21 protein-coding genes and 1 riboswitch are annotated in these 23,541 nt (G+C 41.4%); of the genes, 16 read left to right on the forward strand and 5 right to left on the reverse strand.

Annotated features, from left to right (window positions below):
* The 9 genes from DOT_RS20940 to DOT_RS20980 form a co-directional block, all read left to right on the forward strand.
* Positions 1-490 (forward strand): efflux RND transporter periplasmic adaptor subunit (locus tag DOT_RS20940; RefSeq protein WP_040413103.1); only part of this gene is annotated, 490 nt, incomplete at its 5' end.
* Positions 487-3,600, forward strand: a complete 3,114-nt coding sequence (locus tag DOT_RS20945; protein ID WP_009623242.1) for an efflux RND transporter permease subunit — start codon at positions 487-489, stop codon at positions 3,598-3,600. The genes DOT_RS20940 and DOT_RS20945, both read left to right, overlap by 4 nt.
* Positions 3,601-3,824: 224 nt before the next feature.
* On the forward strand, positions 3,825-4,040 hold the full coding sequence (locus tag DOT_RS20950) for a DUF3231 family protein (RefSeq protein ID WP_040413104.1): 216 nt from the start codon (positions 3,825-3,827) through the stop codon (positions 4,038-4,040).
* A gap of 145 nt (positions 4,041-4,185) precedes the next feature.
* The gene (locus DOT_RS20955) at positions 4,186-4,866 is read left to right on the forward strand and encodes an NAD(P)-binding domain-containing protein (RefSeq protein ID WP_009623247.1); all 681 of its coding nucleotides are present in this window, start codon (positions 4,186-4,188) and stop codon (positions 4,864-4,866) included.
* A 151-nt stretch (positions 4,867-5,017) separates the two neighbouring features.
* Entirely contained in the window at positions 5,018-5,182 is a 165-nt protein-coding gene (gene rd / locus DOT_RS20960; protein WP_009623249.1) for a rubredoxin, read from the forward strand.
* 64 nt (positions 5,183-5,246) lie between these two features.
* Positions 5,247-5,783, forward strand: a complete 537-nt coding sequence (rbr, locus tag DOT_RS20965; protein WP_009623251.1) for a rubrerythrin — start codon at positions 5,247-5,249, stop codon at positions 5,781-5,783.
* A 203-nt stretch (positions 5,784-5,986) separates the two neighbouring features.
* Positions 5,987-6,068: riboswitch (cyclic di-GMP riboswitch) on the forward strand.
* Between the two features lie 155 nt (positions 6,069-6,223).
* Positions 6,224-6,652: a chemotaxis protein CheW gene (locus DOT_RS20970; protein ID WP_050809931.1), complete on the forward strand. Its 429-nt coding sequence runs from the start codon at positions 6,224-6,226 to the stop codon at positions 6,650-6,652.
* Between the two features lie 21 nt (positions 6,653-6,673).
* Entirely contained in the window at positions 6,674-7,822 is a 1,149-nt protein-coding gene (locus tag DOT_RS20975) for a methyl-accepting chemotaxis protein (RefSeq protein WP_009623257.1), read from the forward strand.
* 237 nt (positions 7,823-8,059) lie between these two features.
* On the forward strand, positions 8,060-8,536 hold the full coding sequence (locus DOT_RS20980) for a chemotaxis protein CheX (protein ID WP_009623259.1): 477 nt from the start codon (positions 8,060-8,062) through the stop codon (positions 8,534-8,536).
* 168 nt (positions 8,537-8,704) lie between these two features.
* On the opposite strand, the gene DOT_RS20985 is transcribed toward DOT_RS20980, so the two are convergent.
* The 3 genes from DOT_RS20985 to DOT_RS20995 all read right to left on the reverse strand — a co-directional run bounded on the left by DOT_RS20985 (position 8,705) and on the right by DOT_RS20995 (position 12,412).
* Positions 8,705-8,986 carry a hypothetical protein gene (locus DOT_RS20985; protein ID WP_009623261.1) on the reverse strand — a complete coding sequence of 94 codons (282 nt, stop codon included), beginning with the start codon at positions 8,984-8,986 and terminating at the stop codon, positions 8,705-8,707.
* 639 nt (positions 8,987-9,625) lie between these two features.
* Entirely contained in the window at positions 9,626-9,838 is a 213-nt protein-coding gene (locus DOT_RS20990; protein WP_009623263.1) for a spore protein, read from the reverse strand.
* A 159-nt stretch (positions 9,839-9,997) separates the two neighbouring features.
* Complete coding sequence (locus DOT_RS20995; RefSeq protein WP_009623265.1) at positions 9,998-12,412, reverse strand: cyclic nucleotide-binding domain-containing protein; 2,415 nt, start codon at positions 12,410-12,412, stop codon at positions 9,998-10,000.
* A 564-nt stretch (positions 12,413-12,976) separates the two neighbouring features.
* Between DOT_RS20995 and DOT_RS21000 the strand changes: the two genes are divergently transcribed.
* Positions 12,977-15,031, forward strand: a complete 2,055-nt coding sequence (locus DOT_RS21000) for a PBP1A family penicillin-binding protein (RefSeq protein ID WP_009623267.1) — start codon at positions 12,977-12,979, stop codon at positions 15,029-15,031.
* Positions 15,032-15,556: 525 nt separating this feature from the next.
* Here DOT_RS21000 and DOT_RS21005 read toward each other — a convergent pair.
* Complete coding sequence (locus DOT_RS21005; protein WP_009623269.1) at positions 15,557-15,985, reverse strand: MarR family transcriptional regulator; 429 nt, start codon at positions 15,983-15,985, stop codon at positions 15,557-15,559.
* Positions 15,986-16,226: 241 nt separating this feature from the next.
* Here DOT_RS21005 and DOT_RS21010 point away from each other — a divergent pair, with 241 nt between their 5' ends.
* On the forward strand, positions 16,227-17,402 hold the full coding sequence (locus tag DOT_RS21010) for a cyclopropane-fatty-acyl-phospholipid synthase family protein (RefSeq protein WP_009623271.1): 1,176 nt from the start codon (positions 16,227-16,229) through the stop codon (positions 17,400-17,402).
* A gap of 196 nt (positions 17,403-17,598) precedes the next feature.
* On the opposite strand, the gene DOT_RS21015 is transcribed toward DOT_RS21010, so the two are convergent.
* On the reverse strand, positions 17,599-18,078 hold the full coding sequence (locus tag DOT_RS21015; RefSeq protein ID WP_009623273.1) for a VanZ family protein: 480 nt from the start codon (positions 18,076-18,078) through the stop codon (positions 17,599-17,601).
* Positions 18,079-18,545: 467 nt separating this feature from the next.
* Between DOT_RS21015 and DOT_RS21020 the strand changes: the two genes are divergently transcribed.
* Genes DOT_RS21020 through rbsC form a run of 5 tightly spaced genes read left to right on the forward strand, consistent with a single transcriptional unit; the run spans position 18,546 to position 23,314 of the window.
* The gene (locus DOT_RS21020) at positions 18,546-19,535 is read left to right on the forward strand and encodes a LacI family DNA-binding transcriptional regulator (protein WP_009623275.1); all 990 of its coding nucleotides are present in this window, start codon (positions 18,546-18,548) and stop codon (positions 19,533-19,535) included.
* A 12-nt stretch (positions 19,536-19,547) separates the two neighbouring features.
* Positions 19,548-20,495 carry a ribokinase gene (gene rbsK, locus DOT_RS21025; protein ID WP_009623277.1) on the forward strand — a complete coding sequence of 316 codons (948 nt, stop codon included), beginning with the start codon at positions 19,548-19,550 and terminating at the stop codon, positions 20,493-20,495.
* Positions 20,467-20,862: a D-ribose pyranase gene (rbsD, locus tag DOT_RS21030; protein ID WP_009623279.1), complete on the forward strand. Its 396-nt coding sequence runs from the start codon at positions 20,467-20,469 to the stop codon at positions 20,860-20,862. The genes rbsK and rbsD overlap by 29 nt, the downstream gene beginning before the upstream one ends.
* Positions 20,863-20,883: 21 nt before the next feature.
* Positions 20,884-22,380 (forward strand): sugar ABC transporter ATP-binding protein, encoded by a 1,497-nt coding sequence (locus DOT_RS21035; RefSeq protein WP_009623281.1) that lies wholly within the window; start codon positions 20,884-20,886, stop codon positions 22,378-22,380.
* The gene (gene rbsC, locus DOT_RS21040) at positions 22,373-23,314 is read left to right on the forward strand and encodes a ribose ABC transporter permease (protein ID WP_009623283.1); all 942 of its coding nucleotides are present in this window, start codon (positions 22,373-22,375) and stop codon (positions 23,312-23,314) included. The genes DOT_RS21035 and rbsC overlap by 8 nt, the downstream gene beginning before the upstream one ends.
* The last annotated feature ends 227 nt before the right edge of the window (positions 23,315-23,541 follow it).

Raw genomic sequence — 23,541 nt, forward strand, 5'->3', positions numbered from 1 at the left:
GGCAGTGATGGTGAGCGGTACTCAGGAAGTTGTTATTAGTGTCCCGGAAAACCAGGCGGGAACGATCAAGCAAGTAAAATCGATTAAAGTAAGTTTTTGGGCCCTTCCGAACGTAACTGTTGATGGGGAAATAAGGGAAGTGTCACCTTCGGCCGACCCACTTACCAGGACTTATAAAGTTAAGGTTAGTTTGGTCAAACCGCCTTCAAGTGTGAAACTGGGTATGACAGCTACAGTCGATGTTATTGGTTCAAATAATGATAAGTCGATTCATATTCCCTTATCAGCGATTTATCAAACTGGTGATACGCCAAATGTATGGGTTCTCCAAGACAATATTGTAACTTTGCGGCCAATTAAAGTCGGTAATTTTGGAGACAACTCCGTTCAAGTATTGGAGGGCCTGAAAGAAGGGGATGTTATTGTCACGGCAGGAGTGCACAAGCTCCAAAAAGGGCAAAAAGTCATTAAGGCCGGTGAGCAACAATGATGCACATCAATTTAACAGAATGGGCCCTGAAGCGTAAGTCCTTAGTTTATTATTTTATGCTGGTAACCTTAATTGCCGGAGTCTTTTCTTATATCCGTATGGGAAGAATGGAAGATCCTGATTTTGTTATCCGGCAGATGGTAGTGTCGACAGCCTGGCCGGGGGCCAGCGCCAAGGAAGTTGAGGAGCAGGTAACGGATAAAATTGAGAAGAAGCTGCAGGACCTTCCGGGTTTGGACTATCTTAGGAGTAATTCCAAGCCTGGCCAAGCTGTCATCTATGTGACTCTCAAGGATTCAGTCCCGGAAAAGGACATTCACCAGTCTTGGCTGGATGCCCGAAACATGGTCAATGATATGAAAGCTACCCTGCCCCAAGGAGTTCTTGGCCCATCTTTCGATGATAAATTTGATGATGTCTATGGGACTATTTATGCTTTAACTGGTGATGGCTATAAATATGAAGAAATGCGGGCTAGAGCGGAAAATATCCGCAGGACTTTATTAGGGGTAGAAAGTGTCAAAAAAGTAGAACTTATTGGCGTTCAGGATGAAAAGATATATATAGAATTAAATAGCAGTAAATTGGCTCAGTTAGGGATAGACCCAAATATCGTTATTAATACAGTCAAAACTCAGGAAGCGATGATCCCGGCCGGAATGGTCGAAACCTCGTCCGACAATATCTACCTTCGCGTCACTGGAACGCCGGACAGTGTGGAAACTATTCGCCAGATCCCTATACGAGTGGCGGATCGCACTTTTCGCTTGGGGGATATTGCTAATGTAAAACTAAGTTATATTGATCCGATGGATCCTCAAATGTATTTTAACGGCCAACCGGCCATTGGAATTACAGTTTCCATGGATAAGGGGGGGAATATTCTAACCCTAGGTAAAAATCTAGATAAAACAATTCAGGAAGTCAGAAGTCAATTGTCTGTCGGTTTAGAGTTAAATCAAGTTGCCAATCAGTCCAAGGTCGTGGAAAATTCCATTGCTGATTTTGTTGAATCCTTGGCTGAAGCTATTGTCATTGTCCTGGTTGTTTGTTTTATAAGTCTGGGTGTGCGTTCGGGAGGTGTTGTTGCCCTCTGTATTCCCTTGGTTATCGCCGGTGTCTTTGTTTGTATGAATATGGCCGGTATAGATTTGCACAAAGTTTCGTTAGGTGCTTTGATTATTGCTTTAGGTTTACTTGTTGATGATGCCATCATTGCCATAGAAATGATGACCGTTAAATTGGAGCAAGGCTGGGACCGTTTTAGGGCTGCCAGCTTTGCCTATACAGAGACATCCCTGCCAATGTTGACAGGTACGTTAATTACTTGTGCCGGATTTATTCCGACTGAGTTTTCCCAAGGAAGTGCTTCTGAATATACCCATACCATATTTGAAGTTGTCACCATTGCGCTGTTAATCTCATGGGTAGTTTCTGTTTTTGTAGCACCTTTATTAGGTTATAATCTGATTAAGATTAAGCATTCAAGTGATGAATTGCATGATCCTGAGACACATGATCACGAAAAAAATGATCCCTATAATAAGAAATTTTATCACTTCTTCAGAAAAATCTTAACATGGTTTTTGACCCATCGCAAATTAGTTTTAGCAATTACAATCCTTTGTTTTGTCGGTTCAGTATATATGCTGAAATTTGTTAAACAGGAATTCTTCCCGCCTTCGACCAGGCCGGAGTTAATCGTCGAAATGACCTTGCCGGAAGGCACCTCTATTCAAGCTACCCAAGCAGAAGCCAATAGATTTGCACAGAAAATTAAAGACGATCCCAATATTGAGAACTATAGTTATTATGTAGGAAAAGGAGCCTCAAGATTTGTCCTGAACGTGGATCCAGTTCTTCCGGCATCAAATTATGCTCAATTCGTGATTGTGGCCAAGAACCTAGAGGCAAGAGACACTCTAACGGAAAAAGTTGATACTATCTTTGCCAAGGATTTTGCTAATGTGCACGGTCATACCCAGGTTCTGCAGACGGGCACACCTTCGCCTTATCCGGTTATGCTGCGGGTGAGCGGTACTGATGATGACAAGGTTAGGGAAATTGCCGGAAAAGCGCAGTTAGTTATGCTTAAGGATCCCAACCTTAAAAACGTTAATCTTGACTGGAATGAAAAAAATAAAGTAATGGAGGTAACAATCGATCCAGATAAGATTAAGGCGTTGGGAATTGACAGGCAATCTTTGGCTGCCAGTCTGCAAATGCAGATTTCAGGCGCTACTATTGCTGAATATCGGGAAGAAGATCGAACAGTAGGAATTGTTTTTCGGCTTGATCCCCAAGAGAGGAATAATCTGGCAGAGATTAACAATCTCAATGTTCATATCGGGAATGGAGAGTATGTTTCTTTAAATCAAGTTGCCAGTGTAAGTTTCGAAGCTGAAAGCGGTTCGATATGGCGTCGTAATCTCAAACCTACTATTACAATCCAAGCTAGTACTGCTAACGGAATTACCGGGAATGATGCTACGACTCGCGTTTATGATAACTTAAAATTCATGAGGAATAGCTTACCTGTCGGATATAGTATTGACATAGGCGGCTCTACTGAAACGAGTAAAACTACTTTAGAGTATTTGATGCAGCCGGTACCTGTAATGATCGTTATTATCATTACCCTGCTGATGTTCCAACTCCAAAGAATGTCGTTGATGTTCCTGACCTTGCTGACGGCCCCGATGGGAATTATCGGAGTAAGTTTAGGAATGCTTATAACGAAGCGTCCCATGGGGTTTGTTGCCGAAGTTGGAATTTTAGCTCTGAGCGGGATGATTATTCGCAATTCAGTGATTTTAATCGTCCAGATTGAAAAACAAACTGATGCCGGAAAAACCCCTTGGGATGCAATTATTGATTCTGCAGTAATGAGGTTGCGTCCGATTATGCTGACGGCTTTGGCTGCGATTCTAGGGATGGTCCCCCTTATGAAAAGCAATTTTTGGGGACCAATGGCGGTCGCGATTTCCGGTGGCTTGTTTGGTGCTACGGTTTTAACGCTGTTGGTTTTGCCGACCATGTATGCGGCGTGGTTTAAGGTTATGCCAAAGGAAATAACATATGTTGGAGAAACGACTTCTATAAAACTGTAAAATTGCGGAACAATAAAATGAAACTTGGGTGTTGCCTATACATGTAAGTGGAATCGTATAGGATTTATTTAATTAACGCATATTATAGTGGTAGGAGATAAATCTAAACAAATAATTATACTCCTAAAAGCCTTTCCTTGCTTTTGAGTAAGAGAGGCTTTTTTAAATTTCTGTGGTAATAGATTCTATGACGGTAAATTTACAACAAACATCGCGATAGGTTAATGTTATTTCAAACTACTATCGCTATGGCGCGAATTATATTGGTTTACGGTCTTGCTCTAACTAACAGCGCAAGGAAAGATGTGGTCTTAGCTCTCAGTCGTCGTCTTATGGCGGAAATTATAGAATTTAGTAAGGATGGGGTTGACTTATTGATTGAAAATGGTTGGTTAGAAAGAGTGCAGGAAACTGCTAATCGTCAAGAATTAATACACTGATAATTTTGGTCATTGTGAAAAAAGAGCCTATACCTAAAAAATTACTTGATATTCAGTCCATACCAAGCTATCATTTTTACACTGGATGTGACTTAGTAAGGCGGTCCGGCGGTCTCATTTAAATACTTTAAGCGGAGGGGAATTTATGTTAAAGGTTGCAGTGATTGGTGCTGGAAGAATGGGCAGCGTAGTTGGCAGACAACTGCCAGATGATGTGGAAAAGCTTATTATCGACACAGATGAAGCAAAGGCGAAGGTTTTAGCTGATGAAATTCATGGAGGCTTTGCCACAACACTAGATGCAGCAAAGGTTAGTGATATTATAGCGGTAGTGTTGCCAACGGCGGGAATTGATCCGGTGATGGACCAACTTGTCTGGATTGCTAAGGATGATGCCATTATAATGAACATGGCTACCAAAGGTACTGTGAATCCACAAATAATAGAAAAAAATAATAGGGTACATATTGTAGATACCAAAATTATTGGTCATGCAAAGTCTATGGAACAGGGGGCGCCTGCTTACGTGGTCGTAAAAACTGAGGATCAGGTGCTTCTGAAAAAGATTCAACATATTTTACCTGGCTTCAAAAAGGTTTTGATGGGCAATGCGGATATTATACCTGATATTGCGAAAATTGGGTCATCGGAAGGGATCCGTGCTGCAATTGCCGTACGAAAGCTACTGAAACAATACAATATCCCTAAAGATTGGGAGGACATCGTAATCTACACAGTATGTGCAGGAACCATGCGTTCCTATGTGGAGAATGATCTGGGACATTTCGCCAAGCAATTAGCAGAGCGATTGGATGCTGAGGAGTAGAAACACAGGGGATGGACAGAGGGAAGCAGGAGGCATTATCTAGGTAAAATGTTATAGAAAATTTATCTTGACTTATAATTAAAATAATTATAAAATACACTAAATGGAACATCAAGTGATGTTGCGGAAACAAATATAAGGGAGGAAAAAAATGAAAAAGTATGAATGTTCACTATGTGGATATGTTTATGATCCGAGTGTTGGTGATCCGGATTCTGGGATTGCACCAGGTACTGCTTTTGAAGATATCCCGGAAGATTGGGTTTGCCCCACATGTGGTGCTTCTAAGGATCAATTTGAACCAATTGAAAATTAGAAATCAGAGAGTATTGCAATCTGCATGACCTGTGGAAACGTAACAAACGATTGGAGGATTATTGATGAAAGAATTAAAGGGTACGAAAACAGAACAGAACTTAAAAGATGCTTTTGCAGGGGAATCACAAGCCCGTAACAAATATACCTATTTTGCATCGGTTGCCAAAAAAGAGGGTTATGAACAAATTGCGTCCCTTTTCCTGGAGACGGCAGAGAATGAGAAGGAACACGCCAAGATGTGGTTTAAAAAACTTAGCGGTATCGCAAATACCCTTGACAATTTAAAAGCAGCCGCTTTAGGGGAAAATGGAGAATGGACTGATATGTATCCCAAAATGGCTGCTGACGCCCGAGCGGAAGGGTTCGAGGATATTGCCCTATTATTTGAAGGTGTGGCAAGAATAGAAAAAGAGCATGAAGAACGCTATAAAAGACTCTTAGAGAATTTGGAACAGGGTAAAGTTTTTAAAAAGGATGGCAAAGTCTATTGGAAATGCAGGAACTGTGGCCACATCCATGAAGGTAATGAAGCACCTGAAGTGTGTCCAGTTTGTGCGCATCCTAATGCATATTTTGAAGTTCTCGAGAAAAATTATTAGTCTCTCTTGAAAAGGTTATGGGAATAGAACTATAAGTAAGAGCATTCGCAAGAGTGCTCTTTTTATCTTCTTGATAAATCATGGGGGATAAAGCAGATGGTTATGTTGAGATAGAGTGTTATGAAAGTTGCTAATTTTACAAAAAATTTTAATTATTGACACCATTCTTTGTGGTTATTATGTTAAAATATAGTATCGACATATAACGACAAAGGCAAACTTGGTGTAAACCAAGGACGCAAAGCCACGGGTCTTCCTTAAGCTGAAGATAGCCGGGTTACCGTAAAAGTAATTACAACATGTCTTTGTCGCCAAGTCTTTTAAACTTGGCGACTTTTATTTTTGAAGGGGGGTTAGTAATTAGGTTTAATCCTTTCTCCTAATAGATGGAAATATCTAGCGATAGGTGATAAACCGGGAGGTGATTTTAGGTGAGTATTATGCAATTGGTCGTCTTTAGATTGGGAGATGAAGAGTACGGCATTGAAATAGGTTTTGCTCAAGAAATAATCAGGATTCCAGAACTGATAACTAAAATACCGGATATGCCTTTATACGTAGAAGGGTTGATCGATATAAGAGGCAAGGTGATTCCAATCATTGACTTGAAGAAAAGGTTCGGCTACGAGAAAACAGAGCGAAGTATGGATAGCCGGTTACTTATTCTGGATTTCGAGAGTGATTTGCTGGGGATTATTGTCGACGATGTCTCGGAAGTCATCAAGGTCGAGGAGCAAGCGATTGAAAAGCTTAGTGCTGAGATATCCAGTTTGGGCGGTAACCGTATACAGGGAATAGCGCACATTGATGAACGCTTAATCCTTTTATTAAATGGCTCAAAATTAAAAACTGAAGTTTTAAAAAATTAGCTGCGAATAGGAGAAATTATTATGATAGCATTAGCAGGTATAGAGTCGTGCAAGACATTGGCTGAATTCTTAGCAAATTTAATACCCGGTGGAGTTGTGTTTGGATTAGTCGAAAAAGACACGTTTGTGTGGGTGAAATCGTCGGATTCATTTACCTTAGACTTTATTAAAGTTGGCAACAAGTTGAGCGATGACACAACAACAATGGAAGCAATACGTGAAAAGAAGGTCTTAATTAAAAATATTCCTCGTACGGTCTACGGAATGAGAGTATCAATGGTCTCAATACCAGTAATCGATGACAATGGTGATGCTGTGGGTGCTTTTTCTATAGCCTTTCCAAAATTACACCCGGTCGCTGCGGCCTTTGGAAACTTTGCACCGATTTTAGCAGAAATGTTTCATGAGGGTTCATTTTTATATATGTCGGATTTAACCAAAATTGCTTATGCGCAGCCATCACAAAAATTTGATATGCCGTCAATCTCAGTGGGCTACGAATTAAGAGAAGCGGACATTGCTTATCGGGTTATACACTCAAAACAACCGATTATCGAAGAGATTGATGCTTCAAAGTACGGAGACCCACTTTCTATAGCCAATTACCCATTATATGATGATGAAAATGAAAACATCGTTGCTACGTTAGGGATCGTTACACCTAAGAAAACGGCTGTCGCATTGCGTGAAATGTCTGATAACCTTGAGAGTAGTCTAGAAGGCATTGCAGCGGCAATAGAGCAACTTTCGGCATCTGCTACTGAGATCCACTCGAATGAAGGTGCCTTAAATACTGATATTAATGAGATTATTAATATTTCCGAAAAAATTAACGAGGTATCCGCGTTCATAAAAGAAATAGCTGATGAGACTAAAATGCTGGGTTTAAATGCTGCCATCGAAGCAGCAAGAGCAGGTGATGCAGGGCGAGGTTTCGGAGTTGTTGCGGAAGAAATCCGAAACCTATCGGCTCAATCAAAGAGTACAGTTCCAAAGATTAAAGAGTTAACGGATACAATAAAACGAAAAGTTGATGAGGCAAGCCGTAAAAGCAATCTCTCACTGGATGCAAGTCAGGGACAAGCGGCTGCAGTAGAGGAGGTTTCTGCGAGTATTGAGGAAATAACTTCGATGTCATCAGAACTAAGTAATATAGCAAAGACCTTATAGGGTTTCATTAAATAGCATCTAACAGGTTACCCAAGATTCACCGTCAGTTTGTTTAATCCAGTATGGATGGAATCAAAAGTGCTTATTTATAATTTACTAGAAGTTAATACTCTTTTAATGGTGAATTAATAAAGATGCTATATAATTAAGCCCAATAGATAGTCGATCGATGTTAGCCAAATAGAGCTTGTCTGATAAACAAAATTCAAAGGATGTCAGGAATAAGAGAGTGAACCTATGAATGCCGATTTAATTAATCCATTCATAACTGCTTTATTTCAGTTGCTAGAAAATCTTAATGCGGATGTTGAACGAGGAAGTATTCAAGGTCTCAAACCCCCGCTCGCTTTACATGGAATAACAATGGATATTAGGGTTAAAGGAGATATACAGGGAAGATTTCTAATTTCAACCGACCACAATACGGCTTTGTTTCTTGCCAATAAATTCAGTTCACAATTTGGAATGCCACCTTCAAATCAATTCGGCCCGATGGAAAAAAGTGCTTTGCAGGAGATTACCAATATCATTGGAGGAAAAGCAGTGACGCTCCTTGCAAAGTTTAGACACTCAATTGATATAACACCTCCCACGATTATCGAAGGTTCTGATTTAGAAGGTAATATAGTCTCTAATATTGTTTTTAAAATTCCCGTAAATATAAAGGCTCATGATAAAATGGCTATGGACATGTATGTAGACCTAGTGTCGTAGGACGGTTGAGCGCAGTGAGTATAGAGCCCCAATTTGATTATGCTGTGAATGAGTTATGAATTTCTAATGAATTACATGTAGGTAACTTGATTCAATAAAGAAACCTTCCGTTGACACAGTGTCAGGAAGGTTTTTTTGTCAATTTGATTTATCATACTAAGGACTCATTCATCCATCGTAATAACCCTCTCTAATTAAGGCTTTTTTCCATTCCTGTCGAGCACTGTCTAACATATCCTCTGTTGCAGCTTTTTTGATATCGAATTTTCCCTCGTCTGAATTGTATTCTGTGAGGAAAAACTGTTTCACTAAAGTATAACATTGATCATACAATTCTATTTTCTTTTCTAACTCCAATTTGCTGAACTGGCGATCCTGTTTAAGTTGGACAATCATCTCAGGAAAATCTGTCAATAAATCAAGCTCACGCCGAAAAATGTACTCATTCATGCCTTCGCCCTCCGCAACCATTTTATAATATGAAAGATGTTCAGGTTAATTGCTTACCGAAAAACTGACAAGAATTACCCTAAATTCTAAAGGCAATTCTTGTCAGGTATTTTATCGTATCCAATATGGAGAGTTGAGAATTTAAAGAGAAATAAGAGCACGTAATGATCTATCTAACACCAATATAGATAGCTTATTACCTAACTAGGATCTTCCGACCATAATCAAGCAGGTTACCACCTATACAAATGATTCGTTCGACCCTACAAGATATCTACCCAGCTATAGACAACCTCTCGGCTGAATATAACCGACATTCTTACACATTCATATATCTTCCGATATATGGTTGCGTAAGAAAACTCAACACCCAGTAAAATCTTAGCTCGACCCTTTACGCTAGTTAGAACCTTAAAACAATCGATCAAGACTGTAGAAAAGCTTTTCCCCACCATAAAAGATCTTCCCTCCGACTATATACAAGCGTTTTAACACCTGTATATAATCTTTGGCCGACCCATATACACCCCAATTAAGAGCATATATAAATCTTGGCTCAACCATTACGTACCCTTATGATCATAGTATTGCTTTCAGCACGCCATAATATACTGGTAATTTATGGGTGATTTGTCTCGGTTATGGAGTTTCGTCATTCTTGCTGGCAATGAAACCTTCAATACTTTCTTTACGCCGATCATTCTTAGCTTCAATGACTCGTTTCTTGCCTGCTGTAATCTCATCGGCATGCTCATTGAGGTAATCCTCTGCTTCGTGCAAATTTGCTACAGTGTGGTCGATATGTTCTTGTAGGTGAGTCTCATATTCCGTCTGATTATCTGTTTTGGCCAATGTAAATCCCTCCTATTAACTCAGCGCTGCCTTTTTATAATGACCAAATCGCAAGATGCTATGCGAATATGGATGTTCGAAAAAAGCCCCTATAAATACAGTTGTATTTATAGGGGCTTTGGCAGATAGTGGAAGGTTTCTCCACATAGGCCGGAAAAATTAGCCGTTTTTATGATTGGTTGTATGGCGGCGGTACATAAAAACCATGGAAACTGCAAAAGCCGTCAAAGCAAGACCGATTAGTGCAGCTAGTGTTTGAGCTACGGCCGAAACTGGCACAACAAACATTTGCAGAGTAGTAGCAGCGTCTTTGATACCAAGGCCGAGGAGAACCGTATTGGAGCCTGGTACGAAGTGAATCTGATAAATTATGTGACCAGCAATAACGAGCGGAATAAAGGCGAAGACAAGTTTCGTCCGCAAGGAAGCGGCTTTAGTTTGATAGGGTTTGGCAATTAACCACGTTATCAGCCCGGAAGCCACAGCTGCGCCCCAATAGGCTAGGGTGAACCAGAAGAGCCAGATTCCCTGTGGCCATTGGAGCTGTAAAGGCTCAAAATAGTTAATCGGAATTAATACTCCCAATGAGGCCCCAATGAAAATAGTAAAGCCTTGATCAACCCGTACCAAATGCCATACCTCTCGGGCCGGGATGCGCAGGTTGAAATTTACAGCACCGTTAGGGCAATTGCGCACGCAGTTAAAACAAAATTTACATCCTAGATTGTTATCCAAAAAGGGTAAGTGTTGGGACATCGGACACCCAGCAAGCTCGCCCCCCACATAACACTCATGGGTCGTGCATTTGTTGAGGCAGACGGCAGAGTCTGCTCTAATCTCCAGGAGGGAGCCAATAGAAGCCATACCGACAAATCCCCCTAAGGGACAGATATGACGGCACCAGGTATGCCGAGTAAAAACGATGCCGATGGTTACGGCAGCCGCTTGAATTGCCAGCAACAGGAAAAGGGTATAGGTAGGATTTGAGCGAATCTGCGCTACTATTTCTACCCAAAAGACCAGAAGGAAAAGTCCTGTGGTCAAGAGGTAATCATATTTTTTCAGCCAATCAGGAACAGTGCGGTTGAAATGCCATTTTTTTTGGATCAAATCCATGATAAAGGAGAAAGGGCAAACGGTGCACCATAACCGGCCCAAAAGGGGGGATAGAATTGCCAGAGCTGGCCACCACAATCCCCATACCAAGGCAAGCACGCGTGTCGTCGAAGTTGCCTGAGGTATGAGGAGGAACATCAATAGAATAACCAGGTAAACGAGCAGACTGGAAAAACGAATTCTTTGTAAGAAGGCAGTCTTTCTCAGCACGTTAGAAATCCAAGGCCAGGACAGCAGATCGATACTGCGCCCGATTTTTGCCGCGGTTGGTCCAAAGAAAATATGCTCGAGATTGATCACACCGCCATCAGCTAAATGGAAGGCTCGTTCTATAACTTGAATAAGCTCTGTAACATTGCCTTGCCGATAGCTGTGCGAAAGTAGGAGTTTGGTTGATTCCTGATTGAGGATGGGAGTTTCCAAGTTGTTGCGGCTAGCTAGTTTTTGTAAGACACCTTGGGCAATGAAAGGTATATCCCGCTTGCGTTGTCGCAATGGAGTAATCTGGTGATTCTGAGGAAAGAGTCCGAGCAGTTCGGGGACCAGGTTCTGTGATACGACCTCAGGTTCAGCCCTCAGGCAGCCAATCACTAAGCAACTGCCTGTGCTGTTTTTCATTGATTCTGCCAAGATGGCTTGCGTGTGGAGAGGTATCTGATTGACCTCCCGGATAAAAAGTGTGCCCCCTTCAGCTATGTCAAGCAAGCTACCACTTTTAAAGTGAGTCGCGTTTTCGGAGGATACTTGGTCAGCAAATAAATTGCCCCATTCCTGTTCAAATCGGCTGCCGTCAACAACGACAAAGGGCGCCTTTTCACCAAATAGTTTCTTGTGCACATGCCAGGCAAACATTTGGCGTCCGGTGCCCCGCTCGCCGATGACCAGTAAGGGTTCCCGGCAGGTGGTTAGTTCATTAATCTTTCTCTCAACTTCCTTTGTCGTTTTGACGCTGCCCCAAACACCGTAGAATTTGTCTTGATAATGATTCATTTGCAGGGCAGAACGAAGGAATTCTTTGTGTTTAGCTTCCCAGAGTGATAGGTTTACCTTTTTTAAGCTATGAGATAATTTCTCAATGAAACGTTCGTATATGCGCGGCCAACGTAGCAACATAAGCATGAAATGTTCGGAATCTAAGGCCAACACTCGGCATTTTTCAAGGCACTGTATAGTTGTTGGTGCTGTCTCGCCTGTAAAAATGGCAATTTCACCAAAAGTATCACCGGGTTCGAAAAGATTGACCTGCCAGTGACTATGCCCTTCTTTAGTAACCAAAGCCTGGGCTTTGCCCTCTGCTAAGACGTAAAACCAGTTATTTGCTTGGCCTTGAATCATGATATAGGAACCTGGAGCATATTCCTCCCAGGCAAAGTCGGTTGCCAATTCTGTTAAGTCATGCGTATTCAAATCTGCCAGAAAGTCAGCTTTACCTAAGAAGTAAACTTTTTCAGCAGTCATAACTATCCTCCAAAGATAAATGTATAAAAATTAAGTTGGATATCGACAATTAATTGTCATTATTCTCACTATAACTTTTAAAAGCATATCTGCCAACAGGTAATATATGTATTTAATGAAATATTCAATATAATGCTTGTTATATCATGAGACATATTTCACAATTAAGTTTAAAAGTAAATAGAAATAAGCATTAAAAGCATAATTCAATGGTTCGCAAGTAAAGAAGGCGCGATTTTATATATGGTAAATAACAATATTTATATAAATTAACGATTTCATACATCACAGCAAGGGAATCTCCTTGCACACTATGAAGTTTATGAAGATGGTTTCTCGATTAATTCAGGCATGGATATGTTTTGTTATTGTACCAGGGCGTTGTGATAAATCTATTGCAATAGGGAATTAAAATCAACAAAGTTTATTACATTGATACTTTTATGAATATAAATGAGTTTTCTAGAATATAAGTTTCAGCGTGGTCTTTGCGACAAACATAAATGGAACGAAAAGAGCGAGAATGGTCGCTATATCTTTTTCAACAGAAAGAAGGATTCATAGTTGAAGAAATTACCGAGAGAAGCGAAGTATTGGCGTAAATTAGGAGTCGGTATACTTGCGTTCCTAGTTTTGATCATTGGAGGTATGCTCCTTTGGATTACATCCTTGGACGTTAGTAAATTAGAAAGTCCATTATCACAACCCTCTGTGCTCTATGACGAAAATGGCCACCCTGCCTCCCAGCTTTCTTCTTCTCGAATCATACCCATATCGCAAAAGCAAATCCCCCAACAGCTGAAAAACGCCATTATTGCGGTAGAAGACCGTCGTTTTTATGAGCACCAAGGAGTCGATATTCATTCAATTTCGCGTGCTCTCATCCGCGATTTAATATCTGGTGGTTTATCCGAGGGAGGAAGTACAATTACTCAGCAGCTAGCCAAAAATCTTTTCTTGCCTTCGGATAAGACGTTCTCCCGAAAAATCAAGGAAGCCGCCTATGCCATAAAAATTGAGTACGTGCTCGATAAAGATCAGATTTTAGTAGCTTATCTTAATCAGATTTATTTTGGCGAAGGATGTTGGGGCATTCATAATGCAGCCCAGTTTTATTTCAAGAAAAAAGTTGAGGATCTCACTTTAGAAGAATCGGCAATGCTGGCTGGGCTCCCTAAAGCCCCTAGCTCATTTTCTCCTCTCAAAAATATGGACAAATCTTTAGAACGGAGAAATTTGGTTCTTGAGTTAATGAAAGAACAGGGTTATATCTCTGCTACTGATTATGAGGAAACGAGTTCTCAGCCAATTCTCCTTAAACAAGGATCAGAGGAAAGTCTTACAGGCCAATACGCTCCGTATGTAGATTATGTGATCGAAGAAGCTATTAACCGCATGGGATTTACTGAAGCACAAATTTTAAGTGGAGGTCTGCAAATATACACTCAGATGAACCCTGAGATTCAAGAAGAAGCCCAGGACGTCTATAAAGATAAGAGATTTTTTCCGGATGGGAAGGAAGACCAAACACTCCAAAGCGGAGTGATCATAATTGATCATCACACAGGAGGAATTAAAGCTTTGGTGGGATACCGAGGAGAAAGTATTTTCCGCGAATTTAACCATGCTACTCAGCTCAAACGTCAACCGGGCTCGTCTTTTAAGCCCTTGGCAGTCTATGGTCCAGCCCTGGAAAAAGGTTATACTTCTAATTCGCTGCTTAATGACAATCCTTTAAATATCAATGGGTATGCGCCCACCGATGAAGATCATAGAAACCGAGGTTATATCACCCTGCAAGAAGCTCTCCAAAATTCCTTGAATATCCCTGCCGTTTGGTTACTAAACAAGATTGGGATAGATTGTGGCGTTGATTTCGCCACACGGGCCGGAATTCCTTTAGAAGATGAGGATCATACGCTTAGTTTAGCCTTAGGAGGTCTTACGCAAGGGGTTTCGCCGCTTCAAATGGCACAAGCCTATGGAGCATTCGCCAATCTCGGGGTTATGAATAAAGCCTATGCCATTACTAAGATCACTTCAAAAGAAGGTCAGGTCTTATTCCAATCACAACCTGCCTCAGTTAAAGTGACGACTCCAGCGGTAGCCTATCGGATGACCCTCTTACTTGAAAATGTTGTAGACTATGGCACAGGCAGAAATGCCTATCTAGGACGACCGACCGCGGGAAAAACTGGTTCGGTCGAACTCCCTCCCATCAAAGAGTTTTCAGGGATTACCAAAGGTGCTAAAGATGTTTGGTTTGTAGGTTATACGCCTGAGCTAACGGCAGCTGTCTGGATGGGATACGATAAAACCGATCGCAACCATTACCTAACCACTACGGGTGGTTCTGGTCCCGCAGTAGTTTTCCATGAAATCTTATCTCGATCTCTTAGCTCCACTCCGGTCGTACCTTTTGAAGTACCTTCGGAATATGTAAGTAATCAATATAGAGATCTGAAGCAAAATGATCAAGTGATCTTACAGAAGGACAGTGCAAATGAGAATAACTCGGATGAGTCCGAAGGACCAGGTGAGGATCCAGGTGAGGAACAAGATCAGGGACAAGATCAGGATCAGGTTAAGGACCAAGACCAAAGTCAGGGGTTGTATTAGACAAGGTCAGGGTGAAGTCTTGAGTTCAGGATTTTGCAGGGATTGTGTCTCATAGATATTGAAAGAAATTCAGAGAAGGTTTAGGTTTTCATCCGCGTGTATCCCTGGTGAAGGCCACTCAGTTGTTTTAATAGTTCTTTGTCCTCGAGAAGTGAATTTTCCGCCGTAACGCTTCCCCCCTCTAGTATTCTTTTAAGGCAAAGTGATATCCTATAAATAATAATCAATTTCAATTAAATTCTTAAAAGGATATTACTCCAATTTTTACCTTTGTAAAGATATTTTTTAGACTATACCTTTGTGAACAAAGGTATAGTCTAAAAGCGGTTATTTGACTATGCCGAGGCATGTGTAATAGGTAGGCTCGGCCAATAGAGAGGTACTATGAAAGAAGATTAGGGTACGTAAACAGTCCTGCTTTATTTGATTGCATTAAGATTATTTTAGAATCTTGTAGAAGAAGTAAAGACAAGATGTACTAATTCCAAAGAGTCTAGTTGTTGCAATCATGTTGGGGCTGTTTCATTAAATATTAATGATTGAGCTATTATATTTTCGCAAAAGTTGTCCGAACACTTCACATTCTTCATCAGACCAAGTTTTAAGATTGTCAGCAATTTTAGCCAAACGTGCTTGTTTGTGCTCGTTATATTCTTTTGTTCCCAATTCCGTTATCTGAAAGGAGCAAGCTCTGCCATCCAATGGATCGGGAATTCTGTAGACATATCCTTTTTGTTCCAGAGTTGCCGCTTGTCTGCTTACAGTAGAAATATCCAAATGGGATTCATTGGCCAGCGTTTTTACTCCGGCGGATCCATGAGCAGTTATTTGGTGTAACAAGAGATAAGCTGATCGATCGAGATTGCCAAATTTACAACAGGTTGTAATTAAGGAAACACGGCGAATGAGGATCGCTAATTCGAGTTCAATGGTTTCTAATGAAGGTTCATTCATGTATTTGATTACCTCGCTTTATATCCTTACCATTGCCTATTTTAACAGAAACGCAGTTGGTTTGGAAATAGAAAGCACAATAATAATGCTCATGGCTTGACAGGATTACAAACTACTTGTAGAATGCAACCATATACTTTCATAATACAATTTGTTTACCAAATAGGCAAATGAGGAGTGACTTGGTAAGCTCATGAATTTCAAAGAGGAATGAGCAGTCTTTTATGATGGAGGCGTTAAAATGAATATTGACAAAGCATTTTATCGGAGTCTAATGAAGAACCTATTTGCCGATCCTTGTGAAGTAAAGTTTTGGGATGGAGAAGTTATTAATTATGGAGAGGGAATGCCACAGTTCAGGATAGATTTTAACGAGCCAATTGCTAAGGCGGAACTAATCAATGATCCGTCGTTGGCCTTTGGGGAAGGGTATATGTTTAAGAAGATTGATATTGTGGGAAGTGTCCAAAGGGTTATTGAATCTCTGTATAAGAATCAAGACAGTTTTCTTCACCAAAATAACTCATATGACAAATTATTTAAAATCCTTTCCAGCAGCATTCGAAAAAGCAAAGAAAATATTCAATTTCACTATGACATTGGAAATGATTTTTATAGTTTATGGTTGGATGAAACGATGACCTACTCCTGTGCTTACTTTAAGTCGCACGAAGATAGTTTACTGCAGGCTCAAAAGAACAAAGTTGCCCATATCCTGCGCAAACTGAATTTACATCCCGGACAAACCTTACTCGATATTGGTTGCGGATGGGGAGAGCTGATTATTACTGCAGCTAAAACCTATCAGGTCAAGGCTCTCGGTATTACTCTTAGTTCAGAACAATATTACAAGACTGCTGAAAGAATTAAAAACGAGGGGTTACAGGAGTTAGTTGAGGTTCAACTCATCGACTACCGAGAATTGAAGGGGAGAACATTTGACCGGGTGGTAAGCGTAGGGATGGTTGAACATGTAGGAAAGGACCAACTTAAAGCTTATTTCTCAGCGGTAAGATCCCTGTTAAATGAAGCCGGAGTATCTCTTTTACACTGTATTACAGGATATGAAGAATCGGGGACAAATAGCTGGATCAATAAGTACATTTTCCCTGGCGGTTATATTCCTTCTGTGCAAGAATTAGTTTCGCTTATGGCCGTTAATAAGTTCTACCTCATTGATCTAGAAAGCTTGCGTGAACACTATACGCGAACACTAGAACACTGGGCCCAGAATTTTGAGAATGCTCTCTCGTTAATCATGAAGATGAAAGATGAAACCTTTATACGGATGTGGCGTCTCTATCTTAACTCTTGTGCAGCGTCTTTCCATTGTGGCAATATCGATCTGCATCAGTTTCTATTTACTAAGGGAGTTAACAATACTTGGCCTCTAACCCGTACGTATATGCATTCATAAATACAACCCTTTTTGAAGTGACAAGTGCTATATTTAAAGTCCTTTTTATATTGAAGGTACCAGGACATCTTTTATCCAAGGGACCGTTAAGTCCGAAATCATATCAAGCATGATTTCGGGCTTAACGGTCCCTTGGTGGTGTTCGAATAATCGATAGCAACGAAGGATATATTAAGAGAGTTCAACTTTATTTGCGTTATTTGTTATCTTTTTTCTGTCCGAATATCGTTAAAAGGCAATAGCCCAGAAGACCTCCCAAGGTATTCAAAATTACGTCATCGATATCGGATATTCCAAGTTTAAGGCATAACTGAATAATTTCGACGGTAAGACTAATTGAGAATGTAAGAACAAAGATCTTTCTAACGTCGATTTTTTTGAATATGTATGGCAAAAGAAAACCCATTGGCATAAAAGCTAATATGTTGCCAAATAGATTAAAGAACCATACGTCAAACCCAAATTTGTTAACACCCACCAAGTAGCTAATTATAGTTTTAAACGGAATTATGTTATACCTAATCCCGTTACTAGCAACTCTAAAATAGTCTCCATAAGCGAAAAAGAAAAGTCTATATAGAAGATAAGAAAAATAGACAATAAACATTAAAGCAGCGGCAAAATGAAGATACTTTCTCTTATCTGAGTGATAGTGATCGTCAACATGTTTATCCATAATGCTACCCTTCTTGACAACTTATGACGCAAAAATTACCTGAGAACCTCAAGGATAATGATGAATTCAAACGACTTTTCCTTATTAAAATTTGTTTAAATAATAGTTTTAAACTTAGCTAATAGTATTAGATTGGCGCTATTTATGCAAACCAATTTTTGATGTAGGGCTTAAATTTATTATTATAGATATTGAAAAGCAAAATAAAATCTGAAATAAGGATTGACAGTTGATTCTGAAAAAGCTAAAATTGAATCACAGATGTAACCGTTTACATTGCTTTCATTTCCTAATAAAGAGTTTTAAGAATTCTAATCGATACAGCTTGTAACACACTATATAGCCTTAGAGTAGGCAGAATATCGACTAAAATTCACACAGAAGGATATAGGGCTGGAAAGATATATAACACAGGTTATGAAAATAATGTAACCGATTACAGAAAATGAATTGAGGGTGTAATTTTATTGGCGACGATTAGAGATGTTGCTCGTTTAGCGGGAGTGTCCGTTGCTACTGTCTCCCGAGTAATTAACAAAACAGACTTTGTGAATCCCGAGACCGCCGCACAAGTATTGAAGGCGATTGAGCAGCTTCAATACGAGCCAAATGCTGTAGCTCGAGGTTTGGCGGGAAAGAAAATGGGGATCATTGCCTTAATCCTGCCTGATATATTAAATCCGTTTTTTCCTGCTTTGGCTCGTGGCGTCGAAGATGAAGCTCAGAAAAAAGGCCTGACAGTTATCTTGGGTAACTCGGATGATCTGGGCCTAAAGGAAAGTACCTACATTAAGGATCTTAAGAAAAAGTATGTGGATGGTTTCATTTTCGCCTCGAATACTATCCGTGAAGAGGATGTCGAATCTCTAAGAAAAGAAGGAATTCCGATTGTCTTGTTAGATAGAGGTTTGAATACTGCATCTTGCCCAGTTATCCGTTCGAACAATCGAGCCGGGGCAAAACTAGCAGTGCAGCATCTGATCGAGCGCGGTTGTCAGAAAATCGCTCATATTTATGGACCCCAAGAATTTATTACAGCTCGAGAGCGATTACTAGGCTATGAAGAAGTTGTCGGAGAGTTAGAGGGTTATTCGCCTAGCTTAATGGTCTCGGGAAAATTTGATATCGAGAGTGGAAGGCAGGGTGTAGAACATCTTTTGACACGTCATCCTCAAATTGATGGAATTTTTGCCGGAAATGATCTGATGGCAATAGGGGCTCTCAAAGCCTTGCGTGAGCGAGGAATCCTCGTCCCAGAACAGGTCAAAGTCTGCGGGTTTGATGGGATTAGTTTAACAGAGATTACCGAACCGGAATTGACAACTGTGGCCCAGCCCATTTATGAGATGGGAGGATTAGCTGCTCGGATTTTGCTCAATGAAATAGAAGGCGGGGGCCGTGAGAATACAATCATTGAACTGGATGTCGCTTTAATTCCCAGAAAATCGACCCGATAGGAGGAATCTTAGATGGACCAGCGGCCCAAGATCGTTGTCATAGGTAGTTTAAATATGGATTTGGTCGTCAAGGCCTTGCGAGCTCCTAGACGTGGGGAAACGGTGCTAGGCGAAGAAATTCATTTCATTCCCGGTGGCAAAGGTGCAAACCAAGCGGTCGGGTTAGCCCGTTTAGGTGCTGAGACCACAATGATCGGAGCGGTTGGATCGGATGCCTTTGGAGTGGAACTCGAGAAAGCCTTGCAGAGGAATGGAATAAATACTTCGAACGTTAAGGTAACTTCAGAAGCCACAGGTGTGGCCTCGATTCTCCTGGCTGAGGGGGATAACAGTATCGTAGTGGTTCCAGGGGCGAATGCTCAGTGTTTACCTGAGGATTTGGACCGGTGTGAGAGTGAAATTGCCGCAGCTGATCTAGTTCTCCTGCAATTAGAGATTCCGCTGGTGACTGTGGAGTATGCTGTCAAGCTGGCCCGTAAGCATGGGAAGATTGTGATGCTCAATCCAGCCCCAGCTCAAAGCCTTTCTGAGGATCTACTTAGCCAGGTGGATTATTTAACTCCCAATCGTTCCGAACTCGCCTTGCTTACAAGAATGTCCGAAGAGTCTACGATAGCTCAAGGAATTGAACAATTATTGAATGTTGGAGTTTCGTGTTGCGTCACGACTCTAGGAGCTGAGGGAGTTGCTCTTAGGGAGATAGGCGGCAGCTTGGTTAAAATTCGGGGCTTCAGGGTCCCTGTCGTGGATACTACCGGAGCGGGAGATGCTTTTAATGCCGGTTTGGCCTATGCTCTAGCTCAGAAGAAATCCATTCAAGAAGCGGCAGAATTTGCAGTGCAGGTTTCGGCTCTGGCTGTTACTAAATTTGGAGCTCAAGGCGGGATGCCAACGCTGGTTGAGGTAGAAGAGTATTTCAGGAGGGATGAAGATGAAGAAAGTCGGCATCATAAACAGTGAAATTTCCCGAGTGATTAGTGAGCTGGGGCACATGGATACCATTGTGATAGCGGATGCAGGTTTACCGATTCCTCCTCATGTTAAAAGAATTGATTTGGCTTTAAAGGAAGGGGTCCCGTCGTTCATAGAGACGGTTGAGGTCGTTCTTCAAGAAATGTGTGTGGAAAAAGCTTATGTGGCGAGAGAAATGGGATCGTCAAGTGCTCATAAAAGGGCAGAACTGGTTGCCAAACTACCTAGTGTTCAGATTAAGGCCCTATCGCATGAAGAGTTGAAAGCTTTAACTCATCATGCTAAAGCTGTGATTCGCACGGGCGAGTTCACTCCTTATGCTAATGTAGTGCTCGAAGCGGGCGTAATCTTCTAAAAATAAAGGAGGGATTCCGGTATGACAGATCTCTTGACGATGAAAGGCATCAACAAGAGCTTCAGTGGAGTCAAGGTATTAGAAGATGTTCAATTTTCGCTCCGCCAAGGGGAAGTCCATGCTTTGATGGGAGAGAATGGAGCGGGTAAATCAACCCTGATGAAAATCCTTTCCGGAATTTACAGTAAAGATGCTGGTTCTATTCAGATACATGGCAAAGAGTCTGTAGCGTCTTCACCTAAAACTGCCCAAGCTTTGGGTGTGGCGATTATTCATCAGGAGCTTAATATGATTCCCGATCTGTCCATTATAGAAAATATGTTTTTAGGACGCGAGTTTAAATGGGGGCGGACGGGTTTCGTTAATTGGCCACGAATGCGTTCCGAAGCGAAGAATTATTTACAGCAACTTGGGATGGAGCTGAACCCTGATATTCGAGCGGGTGAACTTTCTGTTGGTCAGCAGCAGATGGTAGAGATTGCTAAAGCGCTTTCTATGCAGGCGAAAATTCTGGTGCTCGACGAGCCGACGGCGGCTTTAACTAAACGAGAAATCGAGAAACTCTTTCAGCTCATCGCCAACTTAAAAACTCAAGGGGTGGGAATGATCTACATTTCTCATCGTATGGAGGAAATTTTCCAGATAAGTGATCGGATTACGGTGTTGCGAGATGGGCGTTATATTGGCACTAGGGATACGGATGTTACGACAATGGATGAGTTAGTTCAGATGATGGTTGGTCGAGAGATCAAAGAACGTTTTCCCAAGGTAGAAAAAGAGATCGGGGCTGAATGTCTTCGAGTAGAAGGTCTGGAACAAGAAGGAAAGCTCTATGATATTAACTTAAGTGTGCGAGCTGGGGAAATTCTAGGAATTGCAGGTTTAATGGGAGCAGGTCGGTCGGAGTTAGCCAAAGCTCTGTTTGGTGTCGGAAAATATCAAGGGAAGATTTTTGTCAACGGAAGAGCTGTCTCTATTAAAAATCCTCAAGAGGCCATTAAGGCTGGTCTGGCGTTGATTACGGAAGATCGCAAAGGAGAGGGTCTTGTCTCTGATCTCTCGGTTCGAGAAAACTTAGCATTGCCTAATTTGCGCTCCCTATCGCGCTTTGGATTCATCAGCCACCGGATGGAACAGAAATTTGTGGAAGATAGTATTAAGAAGCTGAACGTCAAAGTCCATCATCCTGGGCAATGGGTAAGCTCTTTAAGTGGTGGAAATCAACAGAAAGTTGTGATTGGTAAGTGGTTGGCGACTCAGCCTAACGTTTTAATCCTCGATGAACCAACACGGGGTGTGGATATCGGGGCGAAACGGGAAATTTATGACTTAATGAATCAACTTGTTCAAAAAGGAGTTGCTATCGTTATGATTTCCTCGGAACTTCCGGAGGTCCTCGGAATGAGCGATCGTGTACTGGTCATGCATGAAGGACGAATCACTGGGGAATTCCTACGTGAAAACGCCACCCAGGAAACGATTATGATAGCCGCTACAGGAGGGAAAAATCATGGCTAAAGTGCAGGGGAAAAGTGGAATTCTGCAGCGCATGGGACCCCTTGTGGGTTTAATTCTTATCGTCATCATCTTAACAATCTTTAATTCAGACTTTCTGACCGTGGGCAATATCTTTAACGTTTTCCGGCAGGTTTCAATTAACGCTTTGATAGCCTTTGGGATGACCTTTGTCATCCTGACGGGAGGAATCGACCTATCTGTCGGTTCGATCATTGCCCTTTCTAGTGCCTTTGTTGCAGGGATGATGGCGGCAGGTTCAGGCTCTATGCTCGCAATCGGGGTGGGTGTGCTGTCAGGGACTTTGATGGGGACAATAAACGGGGTTGTCATTGCTCGAGGAAAAGTTGCACCGTTTATTGCCACGTTAGCCACTATGACAATATTCCGCGGCTTAACCTTGGTATACACCGAAGGGAAACCGATCACCGGGTTTCCAGATACTTTTGGTCAGATCGGACGAGGGTATCTCTTCGATATACCAATGCCCGTGATTTGGATGCTTGTGGCCTTTGGAGTACTTTATGTTATTTTGAAATTCACATCCTTCGGTCGCCACGTTTTTGCCTTGGGAGGAAACGAGGAAGCAACCCGACTTTCTGGTGTTAATACGAATCGTGTCAAAGTACTTGTTTATAGTATCAGTGGTTTACTAGCTTCTTTGAGTGGGATTATATTAACTTCGCGTTTAAATTCTGCTCAACCAACTGCAGGGACGTCCTATGAACTCGATGCGATTGCGGCCGTAGTCTTAGGGGGCACGAGTCTTTCGGGAGGAAAAGGTTGGATTGCGGGAACCTTAGTTGGTGCTATGATCATTGGAATTCTGGACAATGGATTGAATCTGTTGAATGTCTCGTCTTTCTATCAACAGGTGGTCAAAGGCGGGGTCATTCTGCTGGCAGTCTTATTAGATCGCTCAAAAGGAAAGCAATAGATGCTGTCTAACCTAAGACTTGCAAGAACCTGACTCACGAGGGAGAGCTAAGCAATTAGTCAATCCCCAAGAAAAAGGGTAATTAGTTGTTCTCCAACTAAATAGAATGATGGTTCTAATTAGTTGTGGGCATATAGGCTCGTTAAGAGGGGAGGATGCGATGACTTCAGTGACTATTGTAGAGTCATAAGTTTGCTGGTGCTCATCAAAAATGAATACTTGGTGGC

Origin of the sequence: Desulfosporosinus sp. OT (assembly GCF_000224515.1) — a bacterium.
Lineage (GTDB): Bacteria > Bacillota > Desulfitobacteriia > Desulfitobacteriales > Desulfitobacteriaceae > Desulfosporosinus.

Coding starts and splice junctions, on each gene's coding strand:
- DOT_RS20945 (WP_009623242.1), top strand. CDS start 487: ATGATGCACATCAATTTAACAGAATGGGCCCTGAAGCGTAAGTCCTTA.
- DOT_RS20950 (WP_040413104.1), top strand. CDS start 3,825: ATGTTATTTCAAACTACTATCGCTATGGCGCGAATTATATTGGTTTAC.
- DOT_RS20955 (WP_009623247.1), top strand. CDS start 4,186: ATGTTAAAGGTTGCAGTGATTGGTGCTGGAAGAATGGGCAGCGTAGTT.
- rd (WP_009623249.1), top strand. CDS start 5,018: ATGAAAAAGTATGAATGTTCACTATGTGGATATGTTTATGATCCGAGT.
- rbr (WP_009623251.1), top strand. CDS start 5,247: ATGAAAGAATTAAAGGGTACGAAAACAGAACAGAACTTAAAAGATGCT.
- DOT_RS20970 (WP_050809931.1), top strand. CDS start 6,224: ATGCAATTGGTCGTCTTTAGATTGGGAGATGAAGAGTACGGCATTGAA.
- DOT_RS20975 (WP_009623257.1), top strand. CDS start 6,674: ATGATAGCATTAGCAGGTATAGAGTCGTGCAAGACATTGGCTGAATTC.
- DOT_RS20980 (WP_009623259.1), top strand. CDS start 8,060: ATGAATGCCGATTTAATTAATCCATTCATAACTGCTTTATTTCAGTTG.
- DOT_RS20985 (WP_009623261.1), bottom strand. CDS start 8,986: ATGAATGAGTACATTTTTCGGCGTGAGCTTGATTTATTGACAGATTTT.
- DOT_RS20995 (WP_009623265.1), bottom strand. CDS start 12,412: ATGACTGCTGAAAAAGTTTACTTCTTAGGTAAAGCTGACTTTCTGGCA.
- DOT_RS21005 (WP_009623269.1), bottom strand. CDS start 15,985: ATGAATGAACCTTCATTAGAAACCATTGAACTCGAATTAGCGATCCTC.
- DOT_RS21010 (WP_009623271.1), top strand. CDS start 16,227: ATGAATATTGACAAAGCATTTTATCGGAGTCTAATGAAGAACCTATTT.
- DOT_RS21015 (WP_009623273.1), bottom strand. CDS start 18,078: ATGGATAAACATGTTGACGATCACTATCACTCAGATAAGAGAAAGTAT.
- rbsK (WP_009623277.1), top strand. CDS start 19,548: ATGGACCAGCGGCCCAAGATCGTTGTCATAGGTAGTTTAAATATGGAT.
- rbsD (WP_009623279.1), top strand. CDS start 20,467: ATGAAGAAAGTCGGCATCATAAACAGTGAAATTTCCCGAGTGATTAGT.
- DOT_RS21035 (WP_009623281.1), top strand. CDS start 20,884: ATGACAGATCTCTTGACGATGAAAGGCATCAACAAGAGCTTCAGTGGA.
- rbsC (WP_009623283.1), top strand. CDS start 22,373: ATGGCTAAAGTGCAGGGGAAAAGTGGAATTCTGCAGCGCATGGGACCC.